General features: G+C 71.3%; 12 protein-coding genes. All 12 read left to right on the top strand.

Annotated elements, in window-relative coordinates:
* Positions 1–260: 260 nt before the first annotated feature.
* The 12 genes from ABZX40_RS32765 to ABZX40_RS32710 all read left to right on the top strand — a co-directional run bounded on the left by ABZX40_RS32765 (position 261) and on the right by ABZX40_RS32710 (position 18,655).
* Entirely contained in the window at positions 261–4,379 is a 4,119-nt protein-coding gene (locus tag ABZX40_RS32765) for an Rne/Rng family ribonuclease (protein ID WP_355745966.1), read from the top strand.
* Positions 4,380–4,705: 326 nt separating this feature from the next.
* Positions 4,706–5,773 (top strand): glucose-1-phosphate thymidylyltransferase, encoded by a 1,068-nt coding sequence (locus ABZX40_RS32760; RefSeq protein WP_355745963.1) that lies wholly within the window; start codon positions 4,706–4,708, stop codon positions 5,771–5,773.
* On the top strand, positions 5,770–6,789 hold the full coding sequence (gene rfbB, locus ABZX40_RS32755) for a dTDP-glucose 4,6-dehydratase (protein WP_355745960.1): 1,020 nt from the start codon (positions 5,770–5,772) through the stop codon (positions 6,787–6,789). Before ABZX40_RS32760 ends, rfbB begins: the two co-directional genes overlap by 4 nt.
* Positions 6,786–7,706 carry a dTDP-4-dehydrorhamnose reductase gene (gene rfbD, locus ABZX40_RS32750; protein WP_355745957.1) on the top strand — a complete coding sequence of 307 codons (921 nt, stop codon included), beginning with the start codon at positions 6,786–6,788 and terminating at the stop codon, positions 7,704–7,706. The genes rfbB and rfbD overlap by 4 nt, the downstream gene beginning before the upstream one ends.
* Positions 7,703–9,691 carry a glycosyltransferase gene (locus ABZX40_RS32745; protein ID WP_355745955.1) on the top strand — a complete coding sequence of 663 codons (1,989 nt, stop codon included), beginning with the start codon at positions 7,703–7,705 and terminating at the stop codon, positions 9,689–9,691. Before rfbD ends, ABZX40_RS32745 begins: the two co-directional genes overlap by 4 nt.
* Before the next feature lie 100 nt (positions 9,692–9,791).
* The gene (gene rfbC, locus ABZX40_RS32740; RefSeq protein WP_355745953.1) at positions 9,792–10,385 is read left to right on the top strand and encodes a dTDP-4-dehydrorhamnose 3,5-epimerase; all 594 of its coding nucleotides are present in this window, start codon (positions 9,792–9,794) and stop codon (positions 10,383–10,385) included.
* Positions 10,386–10,593: 208 nt separating this feature from the next.
* Entirely contained in the window at positions 10,594–10,914 is a 321-nt protein-coding gene (gene rplU / locus ABZX40_RS32735; RefSeq protein WP_007449531.1) for a 50S ribosomal protein L21, read from the top strand.
* 14 nt (positions 10,915–10,928) lie between these two features.
* Complete coding sequence (gene rpmA / locus ABZX40_RS32730; protein ID WP_029387501.1) at positions 10,929–11,183, top strand: 50S ribosomal protein L27; 255 nt, start codon at positions 10,929–10,931, stop codon at positions 11,181–11,183.
* 193 nt (positions 11,184–11,376) lie between these two features.
* Entirely contained in the window at positions 11,377–12,813 is a 1,437-nt protein-coding gene (gene obgE, locus ABZX40_RS32725) for a GTPase ObgE (protein ID WP_355745948.1), read from the top strand.
* A gap of 565 nt (positions 12,814–13,378) precedes the next feature.
* Positions 13,379–14,878, top strand: coding sequence for a bifunctional cytidylyltransferase/SDR family oxidoreductase (locus ABZX40_RS32720; RefSeq protein ID WP_355745945.1), 1,500 nt, complete (start codon positions 13,379–13,381; stop codon positions 14,876–14,878).
* A gap of 251 nt (positions 14,879–15,129) precedes the next feature.
* Positions 15,130–17,166 (top strand): hypothetical protein, encoded by a 2,037-nt coding sequence (locus ABZX40_RS32715; protein WP_355745942.1) that lies wholly within the window; start codon positions 15,130–15,132, stop codon positions 17,164–17,166.
* A 277-nt stretch (positions 17,167–17,443) separates the two neighbouring features.
* The gene (locus ABZX40_RS32710; RefSeq protein ID WP_355745939.1) at positions 17,444–18,655 is read left to right on the top strand and encodes a glycosyltransferase family 2 protein; all 1,212 of its coding nucleotides are present in this window, start codon (positions 17,444–17,446) and stop codon (positions 18,653–18,655) included.
* Positions 18,656–18,710: the final 55 nt, after the last annotated feature.

Here is an 18,710-nt window from a genome sequence, read left to right as displayed (position 1 = left end):
GGTCCCGCGTAGGACGCACGCCGCAAGCGCCGCCCTCGTACTCGGGAGCCACCTGGGTCGGGCAGCGCACCGACCAGAAGACTTTCGCCAGGCCGTACGCGACAAGGCATACGGAACCGGCGAGACAAGACACAGAGAGCTTCCGTGCGGCGCCCGCGCCCCGGACGGCGGCGCACGCGCACTGCGCGAGCCGCGGACGTCACCGGCCTTCCCGCCGGACCATGCGCGGCGCCCGGAAGCCTGACGGGAGAAACGCCCGCATGCTCGAACCGACCGAACCCGCGGAGTCAGCGGACAACACCACCGACTCCGCCCAGAACACCCCCAGCGACACGCTGCCGCCGCGCCGTCGGCGCAGGGCGGCGTCCCGCCCGGCCGGACCACCGGCCGGCCCCTCCGCCGCACCGGCCGAGACCCTCGCGCCGATCACCGGGAACGCCCTGGCCGCCGAAGGCGACGACAAGGGCGCCGACGACGGCGTAGAGGCAGCGAAGGCCGTAGAGGCCGCGGAGACCGCCGGGGCCGAGGAGACCACTGTGACGGCCGAGACGCCTGAGACGAACGACGAGACCATCGAAACCATCGAAGAGACCGAAGAGATCACCGGAGAGAACACCGGGGCGGGCGCCGACCGGGCCGCCGCGCCGGTCACCGAAGAGCCCGCCCCCCGGACCCGCCGCCGTGCCGTCCGCCGGGCCTCCGCGCCCGTGGGGTCGCCCACCGCCGCCGACGCCGCCGAGACCGTGGTCCCGGCCGCCGCGCCGGTCGCCGAGGCGCCCGAGGCCCCCGCCGCCGAGGAGCCCGCGCCGCCGCGCACCCGCCGTCGTGCCACTCGCCGGGCCACCGCGCCAGCCGGTGCGCCGGAGCCGGTCGCCGCCGAGCAGCCCGCCGAGGACACCCCGGCGGTGCCCGAGACCCCCGCGTCCGCCCCCGCCGCGGAGGACGACGCAGCCCCCCGGCGTACGCGCCGCCGGGCCACCCGCCGTGTGACGGCCCCGGCCGCTGAGAGCGCCGAACCGGCTGTCGAGCAGGCCGAGGCGCCGCAGGCGCCCGAGGTCCCGGAGCCGGCCCCCGCCAAGAAGGCCGCGGCCCAGGCCCAGGCCCCCGAGGCCGATGCCGACGCCGACGACGACACCTCCCCCCGGCGCCGCCGCAGGGTCGCCCGCAAGCCCGCCACCGGGTTCGCCGCGCCCCCCGCGACCGCCCCGAAGACCTCGGCGCGCACCGCCGCGGCCCAGGAGCAGGACGACGCCCCGCGCCGCCCGGCCCGCCCCGCCGTCGCCGTGTTCCAGGCGCCGGTGTTCGCCGAGCCCCGCTTCCAGACGCCCGAGCGGGCCGCCGCCGAGGCCGCCGCGGTGGCGGCGGAGCCCTTCCAGGCCGCCCCCCAGGAGCCCGCCGAGACCGCACCCGTGACCGCGCCGCAGGCCCCGACGGCGGAGCCGTCCGCCGAGGCCGCCGAGGAGGCGTCCGGCCCCCGGGGCCGCCGCCGTCGCCGCCGGGGTGCCGCCTTCGAGGAGGCCGAGCCCCGCGCCGAGGCCCCGGCCGAGGACGAGGAGCCCGCCGCCGACACCACCGACACCGACACGGACGACGGTGACGAGCAGGCCGACGACTCCGACGACTCCGAGGAGACCGGTTCGCGCCGCCGCCGTCGCCGGGGTGGCCGCCGCCGCCGCCGTGGGGAGGCCGCCGACGGCGATCTGTCCGACGACGGTGACGACAGCGCCGCCGAGCAGGCCGCGCAGGACGCCGAGGACACCGCCGAGCAGCTCGACGAGGACGCCGAGGACGACGACCGCGCCGAGGACTCCGGGGGCTCGTCCGCCGGAAGCCGCCGTCGCCGCCGCCGTCGTCGCCGGGCCGGGGACTCCTCCGGCGAGGGCGACGGGCCCGACCGCTCCTCCGACGACCCGGAGCGCACGGTCGTCAAGGTGCGCGAGCCGCGCAAGCAGTCCGAGCGCGAGCCGTCCGACGAAGTGCAGTCCATCAAGGGCTCCACCCGGCTGGAGGCCAAGAAGCAGCGCCGCCGCGAGGGCCGTGAGCAGGGCCGCCGCCGTGTCCCGATCATCACCGAGGCCGAGTTCCTCGCCCGCCGCGAGGCCGTCGAGCGCGTGATGGTGGTCCGCCAGCACGGCGACCGCACCCAGATCGGCGTCCTTGAGGACAATGTGCTGGTCGAGCACTACGTCAACAAGGAGCAGTCGACGTCGTACGTCGGCAATGTCTACCTCGGCAAGGTGCAGAACGTGCTGCCGTCGATGGAGGCCGCCTTCATCGACATCGGCAAGGGCCGCAACGCCGTGCTGTACGCCGGTGAGGTCAACTTCGAGGCGCTGGGCATGGCCAACGGGCCGCGCCGCATCGAGTCGGCGCTGAAGTCCGGGCAGTCGGTCCTCGTCCAGGTCACCAAGGACCCGATCGGCCACAAGGGCGCCCGGCTCACCAGCCAGGTCTCCCTGCCCGGCCGCTACCTCGTGTACGTGCCCGAGGGCTCGATGACCGGCATCAGCCGCAAGCTGCCCGACACCGAGCGGGCCCGGCTGAAGACCATCCTCAAGAAGATCGTCCCCGAGGACGCCGGTGTCATCGTGCGCACCGCCGCCGAGGGCGCCAGTGAGGACGAGCTGCGCCGCGATGTCGAGCGGCTCCAGGCGCAGTGGACCGACATCCAGAAGAAGGCCAGGAGCGGCAACGCCCCGACCCTGCTGTACGGCGAGCCGGACATGACCGTCCGGGTCGTGCGGGACATCTTCAACGAGGACTTCTCCAAGGTCATCGTCAGCGGTGACGAGGCCTGGGGGACCGTCCACGGCTATGTGGCGCATGTGGCGCCGGACCTCGCCGACCGGCTCTCGAAGTGGACCTCCGAGGTCGATGTCTTCGCCACGTACCGGATCGACGAGCAGCTCGCCAAGGCGCTGGACCGCAAGGTGTGGCTGCCGAGCGGTGGCTCGCTGGTGATCGACAAGACCGAGGCCATGGTCGTGATCGATGTCAACACCGGCAAGTTCACCGGCCAGGGCGGCAACCTCGAAGAGACCGTGACCAGGAACAACCTGGAGGCGGCCGAGGAGATCGTGCGCCAGCTGCGGCTGCGCGACCTGGGCGGCATCGTCGTCATCGACTTCATCGACATGGTCCTTGAGTCCAACCGGGACCTGGTGCTGCGGCGCCTGCTGGAGTGCCTGGGCCGGGACCGTACGAAGCACCAGGTCGCCGAGGTGACCTCGCTGGGCCTGGTCCAGATGACCCGTAAGCGGGTCGGCCAGGGCCTGCTGGAGTCCTTCTCGGAGACCTGCGTCCACTGCAACGGGCGCGGTGTCATCGTGCACATGGAGCAGGCGACCGCCGCCGGTGGCGGTGGCGGCGGCAAGCGCAAGAAGCGCGGGCGGGGCGGGGCCGAGACCCCGGACCACACCCATGAGGCCGAGCCGCTCACCCCGGCGGCCGAGACCGAGGCGGAGGTGGCCGCCGAGGTCGCCGAGCCGGTCGCGCTGACCTCCCCGGCCTTCGAGCCGGACGAGGAGCTGTTCAGCAGCATCGCCGAGGCGGAGGCCGCCGCGTCCCGGGGCGGCCGTTCCCGGCGCCGGGCCGGGCGTCGCGCGTCGGCCCCGGCGGGCGCCCCCCGCACCGAGGCGGCGGCCCAGGCCGTGGCGCCGAGCGAGGCACCGGCCGCCGCACCGGAGCCGCACGCGGAACCGGTCGCCGTGGAGGACCCGGTGGTCGAGGCCCCCGAGGCCGCCGCACCGACCCCCGAGGCCCCCGCCCCCGAGGAGAGCGCGCCGGCCGACGACGCCGCCCCCAAGGGCCGCACCCGGCGCCGGGCGACCCGGCGGGTCTCCGCACCGGCCGGAGCCCCGGAGGGCGCCGAGGCCACCGTCGTCACGGTGACCGAACCGGCCGCGAAGGCACCGGAGGCGACGGAGGCGACGGAGGCGACCACCCCGGTCGAGGCACCTGAGCCGCCCCAGGCACCCGAGGCCGCCCAGGCCCCCGAGCCCGCCGCCCCCGCCCGCCCCCGGCGCCGTGCCGTCCGCAAGGCCACCGCGCCGACCGCGTCCGAGGAGACGGCCGTCGTGGTCGTCCCGTCGGCCGCGCCGGAGGTCACCGGTGACACCCCGGTGGACGAGCCCGACGAGGCGGCGGCCGACGAGGCCCCCGCCAAGAAGACGGCGGCCCGGAAGACGGCGAAGAAGGCCACGGCGAAGAAGGCGGCCACGAAGAAGACGGCCGCCAAGAAGACCACGGCCAAGAAGACCGCCGCGAAGAAGGTCACGGCGAAGAAGGCCGCGACCAAGAAGACCGCCGCGAAGAAGACGGCGGCGGCGGAGCAGACCCTGTCCTCCGTGACCTCGGTGTCCGCGTCGACCGACGACTGAACCGAGGGTCGGAACCCACCGCGGAACCACCGCGGAACCACTGCGGAATCGATGATTCAGTAGCGGTTACAAGCCAGTTGACGGCCCGTCCGGTATTCACCGGGCGGGCCGTCGCCGTACCCCTGAGGCTGGCATGAACGCGATAGCGCCGATGATGCCTGTGAATACCAGGTGAATCTGTGATGGAGTGACAAGGTTATGATGTGGGCACAGACTGACGGTTAATTCAGAGAAAACGAGGAAGCGTGAACCTGGTTCGACCGGGTTCGACGAATCCGCGATTTCCCGCGATCAATGGGGTTTCCAGTGGTGCTAGGGGTGCGTTCGTGAAAGCTCTCGTCCTGTCCGGGGGAGCGGGCACCAGACTGCGCCCGATCACCCACACATCGGCCAAGCAGCTCGTGCCGGTCGCCAACAAGCCCGTGCTGTTCTACGGGCTCGAAGCCATCGCCGACGCCGGGGTCACCGAGGTCGGCATCGTCGTCGGCGACACCGCCGACGAGATCCGCGAGGCCGTCGGCGACGGCTCCCGGTTCGGCGTCGAGATCACCTACATCCCGCAGGAGGCCCCGCTGGGCCTCGCCCACGCGGTGCTGATCGCCCAGGACTTCCTGGGCGACGACGACTTCGTGATGTACCTCGGGGACAACTTCATCGTCGGCGGCATCACCGGGCTCGTGGACGAGTTCCGCGCGGACCGCCCCGACGCCCAGATCCTGCTGACCAAGGTCCCCAACCCCACCGCCTTCGGCGTCGCCGAACTCGACGCGGAGGGCCATGTCGTGGCCCTGGAGGAGAAGCCGCAGCAGCCCAAGAGCGATCTCGCGCTGGTCGGCGTCTATCTCTTCACCCCGGCGATCCATGAGGCCGTGCGGTCGATCAAGCCGTCCTGGCGCGGCGAGCTGGAGATCACCCACGCCATCCAGTGGCTGATCGACGCCGACCGCCGGGTCCGCTCCACCACCATCTCCGGGTACTGGAAGGACACCGGCAATGTCACCGACATGCTGGAGGTCAACCGCTCGGTCCTGGAGAGCCTCCAGCCGCTGAACGAGGGCACGGTCGACGAGGCCAGCGAGCTGATCGGCCGGGTCCGGATCGAGGCCGGTGCCACGGTCACCGGCAGCCGGATCGTCGGCCCCGCGATCGTGGGCGCCGGTTCGGTGGTCAACCAGGCGTACATAGGCCCGTTCACCTCGGTGTCCGAGGACTGCCGGATCGAGGACAGCGAGATCGAGTACTCCATCGTGCTGCGCGGCTCGTCCGTGACCGGGGTGCGCCGGGTGGAGGCATCCCTCATCGGGCGCGATGTCGAGGTCACGCCCGCCCCCCGTCATCCGTCGGCCCACCGGCTCGTCCTCGGTGATCACAGCAAGGTGCAGATCTCCTCATGACCCCGATCGACAGCACCCCCGGCTCCGGGCCCACCACCCGGATCCTGGTGACCGGCGGCGCCGGTTTCATAGGCTCCCACTACGTCCGTACGGTCCTCGGCCCCGGCGGCCCCGGCGATGTCTCGGTCACCGTCCTGGACAAGCTGACCTACGCGGGCAACCCGGCCAATCTGGACGAGGTCCGCGCGCACCCCGGATTCTCCTTCGTGCAGGGCGACATCTGCGACCCCGAGCTGGTCGGCAAGCTGATGGCCGAGCACGACCAGGTGGTGCACTTCGCCGCCGAGTCGCATGTGGACCGCTCGATCGACGGCGGCGCCGAATTCGTCCGCACCAATGTGGTCGGCACCCACACCCTGATCGACGCCGCCCACCGGGCCGGGATCAAGACCTTCGTGCACATCTCCACCGACGAGGTCTACGGCTCCATAGACGAGGGCTCCTGGCCCGAGACCCACCCCCTGGAGCCCAACTCGCCGTACTCCTCGGCGAAGGCGTCCAGCGATCTGATCGCGCTGTCCTACCACCGCACCCACGGCCTGGACGTCCGCGTCACCCGCTGCTCCAACAACTACGGCCACCACCACTTCCCCGAGAAGGTCATCCCGCTGTTCGTGACCAACCTCCTCGACGGGAAGAAGGTCCCCCTCTACGGCGACGGCGGCAACGTCCGCGACTGGCTGCACATCGACGACCACGTCCAGGGCATCGAACTGGTCCGCACCAAGGGCCGGGCCGGCGAGGTCTACAACATCGGCGGCGGCACCGAACTCTCCAACAAGGAGCTGACCGGGCTGCTGCTCGAAGCCTGCGGCGCGGACTGGGACACCAGCGTCGAGTACGTCGAGGACCGCAAGGGCCACGACCGCCGCTACTCCGTGGACTGCGCGAAGATCCGCGACGAACTCGGCTACGAGCCCCGCAAGAGCTTCACCGAGGGCCTCGCGGAGACCGTCGCCTGGTACCGCGAGAACCGCTCCTGGTGGGAGCCGCTGAAGGAGCGGGCCGCCCTGTGAGCGAGAACCGCCCCTGGCTGATCACCGGCGCGGGCGGCATGCTCGCCCATGACCTGCTGCCCGCCCTCGCCGCGGCGGGCGTCCCGGCCGTCGCCCTGGACCGCGCGGCCCTGGACCTCACCGACGACAAGGCCGTGCGCCGGGCCGTCGAGGAGCACCGCCCGGCCCTGGTGGTCAACTGCGCCGCCTGGACCGCCGTCGACGACGCCGAGACCCGGGAGAGCGAGGCCCTCGCGGTCAACGGCGACGGCCCCGCCCATCTGGCCGCCGCCTGCGCCGCCACCGGCGCGATCCTGCTCCAGGTCTCCACCGACTACGTCTTCGCGGGCGACGCCACCACCCCGTACCCCGAGGACGCCCCCACCGCCCCCCGCAGCGCCTACGGCCGCACCAAACTGGCCGGTGAGCAAGCCGTCCTCTCCGCCCTCCCCGAGACCGGCTATGTGATCCGCACGGCCTGGCTGTACGGAGCGGGCGGCCCCAACTTCGTCCGGACGATGATCCGCCTGGCCGGTGAGCGGGACACCGTCTCCGTCGTGGACGACCAGCGCGGCCAGCCCACCTGGACCGCCGATCTGGCCGCGCTGCTGCTCGCCCTCGGCCGCGGCGCCCTGGACGGCACCGCACCGGCCGGGATCTACCACGGCACCAGCGCCGGGGAGACCAGCTGGTACGGCTTCACCCGGGAGATCTTCCGGCTGCTGGGCACCGACCCGGACCGGGTCCGCCCCACCACCAGCGACGCGTTCGTCCGCCCGGCGCCCCGCCCCGCGTACAGCGTGCTCGGCCACGACCGGCTCCGCGCCGCCGGGCTCACCCCGCCCCGCGACTGGCGCGCGGCCCTCACCGAGGCGTTCCCCGCGATCCACGCGGCCCACGAGGCCCACGCGGCCCAGACGAAGGAGCGTCCGGCGTGACGGTCAAGGTCAGTGTCGTCATCGCGGTCTACAACCCGGGCAAGTACTTCGAGGACTGTGTCAACGGGCTGCTCCGGCAGAGCCTCACCCCCGACGAGTTCGAGGTCTGGTTCGTCGACGACGGCTCCACCGACGAGACCCCGGCCCGCCTCGACGAGCTGGCCGCCGAGCACCCGCACTTCCATGTCGTCCACCAGGAGTCCTCCGGCTGGTCCGGCCGCCCCCGCAACACCGGGATCGACGCGGCCCGCGGCGAGTATGTGATGTTCGCCGACCACGACGACTGGCTCGGCGACGAGGCCCTGGAGCGGATGTACGCCTACGGCCGGGCCAACGACGCGGATGTCGTCGTCGGCAAGATGGCCGGTATCGGCCGCCCGGTCCCGCAGGAGCTGTTCCGGGTCAACCGGCCCCGGGTCACCGTGGAGACCGCCCCGCTGATCGACAGCCTCACCCCGCACAAGATGTTCCGCCGGGCGTTCCTGGCCGAGCACGGCATGCGGTTCAAGGAGGGCAGGCGGCGCCTGGAGGACCATGTCTTCGTGGTCGAGGCGTATCTGCGGGCCAAGAGCGTGGCCGTGCTCAGCGACTACCTCTGCTACTACCACATCACCCGCGACGACGGCTCCAACGCCGGTTTCCAGCGCTTCGACCCGGTCGGCTACTTCAAGAACCTCCGCGAGGCGCTCGATGTGGTCGAGGACCTCACCGAGCCCGGCCCGGTCCGCGACCAGCTCTTCTCCCGCTGGCTGCGCAACGAGATGGTCGAGCGGCTGCGCGGCCAGCGACTGCTGAAACTCCCCGAGGACTACGCCGAGGAGCTGTACGGCGAGATCCGCGCGGTCATCACCGAGCGCTTCGGCCCCGGCGTCCTCGCCCGGGTCGCCCCCACCCAGCGGGTGGTCGCCGCTCTGATCACCGCCGACCGCTACGCCGATGTCCGCGCCCTCGCCCAGTGGGAGGCCGGTATCCGCCCCACCGGCCGCCTCACCTCCCTGACCTGGGAGAACGGCTCCCTGGCCATCGGCTTCAGCGCCGAGTACGAGGTCGACGGCACGCCCATGACCTACGGCCGTGACGGCGGGCGCGACCTGCTCGGGCTGCCGCTGTCCGAGGGTGCCCGCGAGGCCCTCGCCGCCCAGGACGTCTCACTGGCGGCCCCCGTGGACCGCAGCGATGTCGACCTGGTGATCCGGCACCGCGAGCAGGCCACCCAGTACTACCTCCCGCTGACCAGCGAGCGGCACCGCATCGACACCGACGGGACCGATGGCGCCTTCCGCCAGGAGATCACCGCGCGGGCGGTGCTCGACCCCGAGACCGCCGCCGCCGGGGGCCCGCTCCCGGCCGGTCTCTGGGATCTGCATCTGCGGATCAAGTCCTGCGGCTGGAGCAAGGAGACCCGGCTCGGCGCGGTCCGCGGCGACGACGTGGAGGCCACCCGGCTGCCCGCGCTCACCGGCGAGCCCCGCCGCCTGGTCCTGCCGTACTGGACCGACGGCCCCGGCAATCTCTCCCTGGACATCGACCAGCGGACCGGCAAGCTGGAGCGCGAGGCCGGGGAACTGCTGGACTGGGCTGAGGCCACCGTCGACGGCGGCACCCTGCGCCTCCCGCTGCCCCTGCACCTGGGCTCCGCCGCCGGTGCGCCGCTCCAGCTCCGCTTCGAGCGCAAGAACGTCGGCAAGTACCCGGCCGAGGCCGCCTCCGACGGCCGGGCGCTCACCGCCGCGCTGCCGCTGGAGCGGCTCACCGGCAAGCGCTGGGCCGTCCGGATGGGCATCCCGTCCCCCGCCCGGGGCGAGGTCCGCTGGACCCGGCTCCCGGTCGACGTGGTGGTGGACGCCCAGGGCCGTCCCCGGGTGATCGACCGCCACACCCCGCCCGCCAAGCCCGCCACCAGGGCCGCCGCCCGCCCGCCGCGCCCGCTGTGGCGCCGGGTGGCCGGCCGGATGAAGCGCGCGCTGGCCGGAGGACGCCGGTAGCCCCCGGCGGCGCCCGAAACCCGCCGCACCCGAAACCCAGCCGCCAGGGCGGCCCCGGCCGCCCCCGAAACCCACCCGACCCCGATCCGAGGACCCCGCGATGCGACCCCTCTCCCTTTCCGGCTCCTGGGTGCATGAGCCCAAGGTGTTCCCCGACGGCCGGGGCAGCTTCCACGAGTGGTTCAAGGCACCGCTCTTCACCGAGGCCGCCGGGCACCCGCTCACCCTCGCCCAGGCCAATATGTCCGTCTCCAGCCGGGGCACCCTGCGCGGCATCCACTTCGCGGATGTACCGCCGGGCCAGGCCAAGTACGTCAAGTGCGTGCGCGGCTCGGTACTGGACGTGATCGTGGACATCCGTACCGGCTCGCCCACCTTCGGCGAGTGGGAGGCCGTCCGGCTGGACGACCGGGACCATCACGCGGTCTATCTCTCCGAGGGCCTCGGGCACGGGTTCATGGCGCTCAGCGACGACGCCACCGTCGTCTACCTCTGCTCCGAGGGCTACGCCCCCGAGCGGGAGCACGGCATCCACCCGCTCGACCCGGCCCTCGGCATCGAGTGGCCCACGGAGCTGGCCCCGGTGCTGTCGCCCAAGGACGAGCAGGCGCCGACCCTGGCCGAGGCCCGTGAGCGGGGCATGCTGCCGTCCTACGCGGAGTGCGTGGCGTACCGGGAGAGCCTGGGCCGCTGACCCCTCGGGGCCGCTTGGGGCTCGGTTTGACCAGTCCTGGGGCGCCCCGTAACCTTGACCGTCGGTGTGTCCCTCGATATGGACACGCCACATCCCCGTAAACCTCTTCCTCCGGAAGTCGGCTATGTCCGGTGTTCTGGAGAGGCCGCCCGTGTTCGGGTGGCTGGACTTCGGGGGTGCCGTTCCCGAGCGAGAGAGTGAGATCCGCGTGTACGCCATCGTGCGCAGCGGTGGCCGTCAGCACAAGGTTGCTGTCGGTGACATCGTCGAGGTTGACAAGATTTCCACCGCCCAGGTGGGTGACACGGTAGAGCTCTCCACTCTGCTCGTCGTCGACGGCGACGCCGTGACCAGCGACCCCTGGGTCCTGGCCGGCATCAAGGTCCAGGCCGAGGTCGTGGACCACCACAAGGGCCAGAAGATCGACATTCTGCGCTACAAGAACAAGACCGGCTACCGCCGTCGCCAGGGCCACCGCCAGCAGTACACGGCGATCAAGGTGACCGAGATCCCCGCGGCTGCGAAGTAAGGGACTGAGGAGACATGGCACACAAGAAGGGCGCGTCGTCCACCCGGAACGGCCGCGACTCCAATGCCCAGCGGCTCGGCGTGAAGCGCTTCGGCGGTCAGGTCGTCAACGCGGGCGAGATCCTGGTCCGCCAGCGCGGCACCCACTTCCACCCGGGCTCGGGTGTCGGCCGCGGTGGCGACGACACGCTGTTCGCCCTCCAGGCCGGTTCGGTGCAGTTCGGCACCCACCGTGGCCGCAAGGTTGTGAACATCGTCCCGGTCGCCTGACCGGAACTCTCTGCGCGAGGCGGACCTCACTTCCCGGTCGGGAAGGCGGGTCCGCCTTTCGTGTGTTGACCTGTAGACGTCCTTGGATGCGTCTATCGATGTCATCAACCGATGACATCGACCGATGACGTATACCGATGACGTCTACCGATTCTCTGACTTTGACTTTCCGTACGTTTCTGGAGGCACCACCATGACCACCTTCGTGGACCGCGTCGAACTGCATGTCGGCGCGGGTAACGGGGGCCACGGCTGTGCCTCCGTGCACCGGGAGAAGTTCAAGCCGCTCGGCGGCCCCGACGGCGGCAACGGCGGACGCGGCGGCGATGTGATCCTCACCGTCGACCAGTCCGTGACCACGCTGCTCGACTACCACCACTCCCCGCACCGCAGGGCCACCAACGGCAAGCCCGGTGAGGGCGGCAACCGCTCCGGCAAGGACGGCCAGGACCTGGTCCTGCCGGTCCCGGACGGCACGGTCGTCCTCGACAAGGACGGCAATGTCCTCGCCGACCTGGTCGGACACGGTACGTCCTTCGTGGCCGCGCAGGGCGGCCGGGGCGGGCTCGGCAACGCGGCGCTGGCCTCCGCCCGCCGCAAGGCGCCCGGCTTCGCGCTGCTCGGGGTGCCCGGGGATCTGCGCGATGTCGTCCTCGAACTGAAGACCGTCGCCGATGTGGCGCTGGTCGGCTACCCGAGCGCCGGGAAGTCCTCCCTGATCTCGGTGCTCAGCGCGGCCAAGCCGAAGATCGCCGACTACCCCTTCACCACCCTGGTCCCCAACCTGGGTGTGGTCACGGCCGGCTCCACCGTCTACACCATCGCCGATGTCCCCGGACTGATCCCGGGCGCCAGCCAGGGCAAGGGCCTCGGCCTGGAGTTCCTGCGCCATGTCGAGCGGTGCAGCGTCCTGGTGCACGTCCTGGACACCGCGACCCTGGAGTCCGACCGCGACCCCGCCTCCGACCTCGATGTCATCGAGGAGGAACTGCGGCAGTACGGCGGCCTCGGAGACCGGCCCCGGATCGTGGTCCTCAACAAGATCGACGTCCCGGACGGCAAGGATCTCGCCGAGATCGTCCGCCCCGACCTGGAGGCCCGCGGCTACCGCGTCTTCGAGGTGTCCGCGGTGGCCCACACGGGGCTCAAGGAGCTGTCGTTCGGGCTGGCCGAACTGGTCGGCGAGGCGCGGGCCGCGAAGCCGAAGGAGGAGGCGACCCGGATCGTCATCCGCCCCAAGGCCGTCGACGACAGCGGGTTCACGGTGACCCGCGAGGACGACGGGCTGTACCGGGTGCGCGGCGAGAAGCCCGAACGCTGGGTGCGTCAGACCGACTTCAACAACGACGAGGCCGTCGGCTACCTCGCCGACCGGCTGGGCCGTCTCGGGGTCGAGGAACAGCTGATGAAGGCCGGTGCCCGCGCGGGCGACGGTGTGGCCATCGGGCCCGAGGAGAACGCGGTCGTCTTCGACTGGGAGCCGACGGTCATGGCCGGCGCGGAGATGCTGGGCCGGCGCGGTGAGGACCACCGGATGGATGCGCTGCGGCCCGCGGTCCAGCGACGCCGCGAGCGGCAGGCGGAGCGGGACGAGGCGGAGGAGGAATTCGACGGCTTCGAGCCGTTCTAAGGGGCCGGGTGAGGGTGCGGGGTGCCGGGTGCGGGTGGTGGGGTGGCTGGTCGCGCAGTTCCCCGCGCCCCTAAAAGCCTTGGTTCCGCCCAGCACCGGTCCTAGAGCTGCGGCTCCTTCCGGCGCCGGGCAGGGCCACGTCCCTTAGGGGCGCGGGGAACTGCGCGACCAGCCCCCACCACCCGCACCCGCCCACTCACCACGCCCCCCGTACCCCCAATCGGTCACCGCCCCTCCCCGAGACCGAAATGCTGCGGAATCTTAATGTGGAATTCCGCGGCACCGACCACCCCGAACCCACCCCGAACCCGCCCCGGATCGCACCCACGGCACCCCCACACCCCCCACACCACAATCACCCCTCGTCACCGCCCGGCCTGTGTAGTTACTCACAGCAATTCCGGGCCCCGATCTCACCCCAGAGGGAACTTTTCGTCCTTCACCAGCGTCAAAAGATGAATGAGAGGTTGCGTGCACATATGCGGCGGAGGTCGCTCACCTTGCATCGCGGTAACCACAAGTGGGAGCATTCGCAAGCTCCCGGACGCCCCAAGGTAGGTCACCTGTGTCACAGCACATTGCCAAGCCCCGTACCACCGCAGTGATCCTGGCCGGGGGTACCGGCCAGCGCGTGGGACTCTCGATTCCCAAGCAGCTGCTGAAGATCGCCGGCAAGGCAGTCATCGAACACACGCTGACCACCTTCGAGAAGGCCGACTCGATCGACGACATCATCGTTCTGATGGCGCCGGGCTATGTGCCCGATGTGGAGAAGATCGTCGCCAAGGCGGGCTTCAAGAAGGTCTCCCGGGTCATCGAGGGCGGCGCCACCCGCAACGAGACCACCGAGCGCGCCATCGCCGCCCTCGGTGAGGGCCTGGCCGAGGGCGAGGACCCCAATGTCCTGTTCCACGACGCCGTACGGCCGCTGCTCTCCCGCCGGGTGATCGACGACTGCGTGACCGCCCTGGAGCGCTACCAGGCCGTCGACGTGGCCATTCCCTCCGCGGACACCATCATCGTCACCCGCACCCATGGCGAGGACGGCGAGTTCATCACGGAGATCCCGGACCGCTCCCGGCTGCGCCGCGGCCAGACCCCGCAGGCGTTCAAGCTGTCCACCATCAAGCGGGCCTACGAGGTGGCGGCCGGCGACCCCAACTTCCAGGCCACGGACGACTGCACGGTCGTGCTGAAGTACCTCCCCGACGTCCCCATCCATGTGGTCGCGGGCGACGAGTACAACATGAAGGTCACCCAGCCCGTCGATGTCTTCATCGCCGACAAGCTGTTCCAGCTCGGCTCCACGGCCGCGCCCGAGCACAGCGGCGAGGACGCCTACCGCCGGCTGCTCGACGGCAAGACCCTGGTCGTCTTCGGCGGTTCCTACGGCATCGGCAAGGACATAGGCGAGCTGGCCGAGTCCTACGGCGCCACCGTCTACGCCCTGGGCCGCTCCACCACCGGCACCCATGTGGAGAACCCGGAGGAGGTCGACGACGCGCTGTCCAAGGCGTACGCCGAGACCGGCCGGATCGACTACGTGGTGAACACCGCGGGTGTGCTGCGGATCGGCAAGCTCGCCGAGACCGACAACGCCACGATCCAGGAGGCGCTGAGCGTCAACTACCTGGCGCCGGTGCAGATCGCCCGCTCCTCGTACAAGTATCTCGCCGAGACCAAGGGCCAGTTGCTGCTCTACACCTCCAGCAGCTACACCCGGGGCCGCGCCGAGTACAGCCTCTACTCCTCCACCAAGGCCGCCATGGTCAACCTCACCCAGGCGCTGTCCGACGAGTGGGCCGCCGACGGCATCCGCGTCAACTGCGTCAACCCGGAGCGCACGGCGACGCCGATGCGCACCAAGGCGTTCGGCCAGGAGCCCGCGGGCAGTCTGCTCTCCTCCGAGGCCGTCGCCAGTACCTCCCTCGATGTGCTGCTCTCCGAGCTGACCGGGCATGTGATCGACGTCCGCCAGCAGGACCCGACGGCCAGTGCCGGTCAGGCGTCCGGTTTCGAGCAGGCGCTGGCCGGGGTGCTCGACCGCCAGGACACCGTGGCCTAGCCACCCGCCCGTACCGAGTGGTTCAGCCTCCGGTACGGCGTGGCATAATCGACATCTCCTGGCCTTCTGTCATTCAGGCCCTTGTGGGTTCCGGTTCGCCGAGTATTCACAAGGGCCTGAGTCCGTACATTCCCCGTAAGTTTCCAGAACTCCACACTCTGGCTACACAGAATCTTCAGGAATTTACGGGCCTTGCCGACGCCCGCGGATTGTCGCCGAGGGCACCGCACCCCTCTCAGAGCAGGTTTTCCGTGATAACCACCGCTATTCGCGTCGCCCGGGTGGGCAGCGCCGCCGAGCTGGTCGCGGCGGCCCTGGTGATGCTGGGCTTTCCGGCGCTCATGCTGGCCGCGCTCGTGCCGAGCGTCCCCGCCTTCGCCGCCGCGGCGGCCGTGACCTACCTGGCGGACCACTATCTGCACCGCCGCGGCAGCTATCTGATCAACCGCCTGAGCAAGGTGCGCGCGGGCCTGTCGATCCGCTTCCTCATCCGTGAGCTGCTGCTGGTCCTGCTCCTGGCCCGGCTGTCCCTCTCCGACAATCTGATGTTCTACGGCGCGGTCGCCGGCTTCATCGCCTTCTACGGTCTCCAGGCCCCGCACGGCGCCCTGGTCACCCTGATCCGCAACCGCCGCCGGATGCCGGTCGCCACCCGCAATGTCGACCTCGCCTCCCGTATCCGCATCCCGGACGCCCCGCCCCAGTGGCTGCTGGACCGCTCCGCCGAGAAGATGCTCCACCTCGACCTCGCCGCCGTCGCCGGAATACTGATCTCCGCCCAGATCGACTCGACCGTCGCCGGATTCATCGGCATCGGTATCACCGTCGGCCTCGGCTGTGTCTATGTCCTCTCCCTCGCCCCCTATGTGCGCGGCAACCGCATACCGCCGCGCGCCGAGAAGGTGCTCGACGCGGTCGACGACTGGCTGCGCGGCTACCGGCCGGAGACGGTGCTGTACTTCTCCGGCTCCAAGGAGTCGGCGTACCAGGTCAACATGTGGCTGGAGACCATGGAGCAGCTGGACTCCAGGCCGCTGATCATCCTGCGCGAGCGGGCCATCCTGGAGCGGATGGCGCCCACCACCGCGCCCATCGTCTGCGTCCCCGGCGGGGTGCATCTGATGAACATGGACCTGTCGAACGTCCGGGTCGCCCTCTACGCGGCGAACGTCGGCAAGAACATCCACCTCCTGCGCGTCCCCACCATGAAGCATGTCTTCATCGGCCACGGCGACAGCGACAAGCTCGCCAGCGTCAACCCGTTCAGCAAGGTGTACGACGAGGTGTGGACCGCGGGCCGGGCCGGCCGCGACCGCTACGCCATCGCCGATGTCGGGGTCCGCGACGACGACATCGCCGAGGTCGGCCGCCCCCAGCTCGCCCCGATCCAGCTCTGGCACGGCGTCCCCGAGGACCGCATGCCGACGGTGCTGTACGCGCCGACCTGGGAGGGCTGGGACGACAACCCCGGCAACACCTCCCTCCTGCTGGCCGGCGAGAACATCGTCCGCACCCTGGTCACCACCGACCCCCCGGTCCGCGTCCTCTACAAGCCGCACCCCTTCACCGGCACCCGCAGCGCCGCCGCCAAGGCCGCCCACCAGCGGATCACGGCACTGGTCGGCCGATCCGCCGCCGAGCGCGCCACCGCCCCCGCCTTCACCGCCGACCCGGGCGCCGAGTCCGCCGCGGCGGCCGAGCTGACCCGGATCGAGGCCCGGCTCGCCACCCTGTCCAGCGCCGGTGAGGGCGGCGACGAGGCCGAGTCCACCCGGGACGGCGTGGTCGATGTGGCGAAGTTCCAGGAGATCGCCGCGCTGCGCACCGAGTGGAACGACGCCTACTGGCGCTCCTTCCCGACCTGGCAGCACCGGGTGATCACCGACGCCGAGCCCCGCCTCTACGACTGCTTCAATGTCGCCGACGCGATGGTCTCCGACATCTCCTCGGTGGTCTCCGACTTCATCGCCAGCGGCAAGCCGTACGCGGTGACGGACTCCGCCGGACTGGGCGCGGAGGAGTTCAAGCGGCAGAACACCGCCGTACGGGCCGCCGTGATCCTCGCCAATGACGCCGCCGCGCTGGACGGGCTGCTGGCCGCGGTCCGCGACCCGTCCACCGATCCGCTGGCGGTGGAGCGCGGCGAGCTGAAGCGCTATCTGCTGGGCCCGGACGAGCCGGCCTCGATCGTCCAGTTCAACACGGCGGTCAAGGACCTCGCCGCGAAGGCCGAGACCCGCAACCGGGGGCAGGAGACCCGGACGGCGACGAGCGAACTGACCGGCTGAGCGACGAGACCGCCCGCCTCATGAGCCCCGGAGAACCGAACGGACTCTCCGGGGCCTTCGGCGTTCTTCCGCTGCTTCCCCTCCCGGACCGCCGCCCGGACCGCCTTCTGTGCTTTCCCTCCCGGACCGCCTCCTGGACCGGATGAACCCCGGCCCCCTTTGTGCCGTCTTTGTAGGAGCGAAGGAGTGGACGCGGGGGGAACACCCGTGCCCCGGAGACGGCCCCCATGACCGGGAGGCGCTCGGTCCTCCTGGCCAAGACATAAGGGGAACAGGTGTGACGCAGCCTGATGTGAGCGTGATCATCGGGGCGTACGAGGCGATGCCGTATCTGATCGAGTGCCTGGCGTCCGTCGAGGCGCAGACCCTCGATCCGGGGCGCGTCGAGGTGATCGCCGTCGACGACGGCTCGACCGACGGCACGGGGGAGTACCTGGAGGAGTTCGCCGCGCGCGCCCCCATGCCGGTCACGGTGATCCGGCAGGCCAACTCGGGCGGCCCCAGCGGCCCGCGCAATGTCGGCCTGGACCGGGCGGCCGGGCGGTTCGTGTTCTTCCTGGACGCCGACGACCGGCTGGGCCCCGAGGCCCTGGAGCGCATGGTCGCCATGGCCGACCGCAACGGCACGGATGTGGTGCTCGGACGCGTCGAGGGCATCAACCGCAAGCCGCCCCGCTCGATGTGGCACCAGAGCTTCGACCGTACGGACGTCTACTCCTCCAACATCAAGTACACCCTGAGCGCGCAGAAGCTGTTCCGCCGCGCCCTGCTCACCCGGCACGGCATGCGCTTCGACGAGGCCCTGTGGACCGGCGAGGACGCGCTGTTCACGATGGAGGCGTATCTGCGGGCCGACGGCGTCTCCGTCATCGCCGACCACACCTGCTACTACCTGGTCGGCCGGGACGACGGCAAGCATGTCACCCGCACCGGCGGCTACACCCTGCGCTTCGACTCGGCCCGCGCCCTGATGGACCTGCTCGCGGAGCTGGTGCCGCCCGGTCCGCGCCGGGACGTGCTGATGCTCCGCCCGTTCCTGGTCACCCTGCTGCCCCAGTTCGGCCCGCGCTTCCTCAAGGACGGCGAGGAGGTGCGCCACCACAAACTGGAACTGGCCAAGCCGCTGATGGACGCCCACTGGAACGCGGAGGTGGCCCGCCGGCTGCGCGTCCATGAACGGCTGCGGCTGCATCTGATCGCCGAGCAGCGCGCCGATCTGCTGGTGGACGTGGTGGAGTTCGTCCACCGGAAGAAGAACCCGGCACCGCTGCTGGAGCGCCGGGGCAGCCGGGTCTACCTCCCGTACCCGCACTTCCGGGAGACCACGGCGGGGATACCGGACGCGGTCTATCTGGCCGCACCGCGCGAGGCCCGCAAGGTGCCGGGGTACCGGGAGAGCCGGGTGGGGTTCCTGATGCAGGCGGCAGCGCGGCGGGCCCGGCGGATGGTGGCGACGGACGGACGCCAGCTGACCGGAAACACCCGCTGAGGGGGCTGCGGCTGAGGGCGCCGACGGTTCGGTTCCGAGGCCCCCCGGAGACCGA

The sequence above is a fragment of the Streptomyces sp. NPDC004610 genome (assembly GCF_040609715.1).
Lineage (GTDB): Bacteria > Actinomycetota > Actinomycetes > Streptomycetales > Streptomycetaceae > Streptomyces.
This window is presented reverse-complemented; position numbering and strand designations above follow the sequence as displayed.

Coding starts and splice junctions, on each gene's coding strand:
- ABZX40_RS32765 (WP_355745966.1), top strand. CDS start 261: ATGCTCGAACCGACCGAACCCGCGGAGTCAGCGGACAACACCACCGAC.
- rpmA (WP_029387501.1), top strand. CDS start 10,929: ATGGCACACAAGAAGGGCGCGTCGTCCACCCGGAACGGCCGCGACTCC.
- obgE (WP_355745948.1), top strand. CDS start 11,377: ATGACCACCTTCGTGGACCGCGTCGAACTGCATGTCGGCGCGGGTAAC.
- rfbB (WP_355745960.1), top strand. CDS start 5,770: ATGACCCCGATCGACAGCACCCCCGGCTCCGGGCCCACCACCCGGATC.
- rfbC (WP_355745953.1), top strand. CDS start 9,792: ATGCGACCCCTCTCCCTTTCCGGCTCCTGGGTGCATGAGCCCAAGGTG.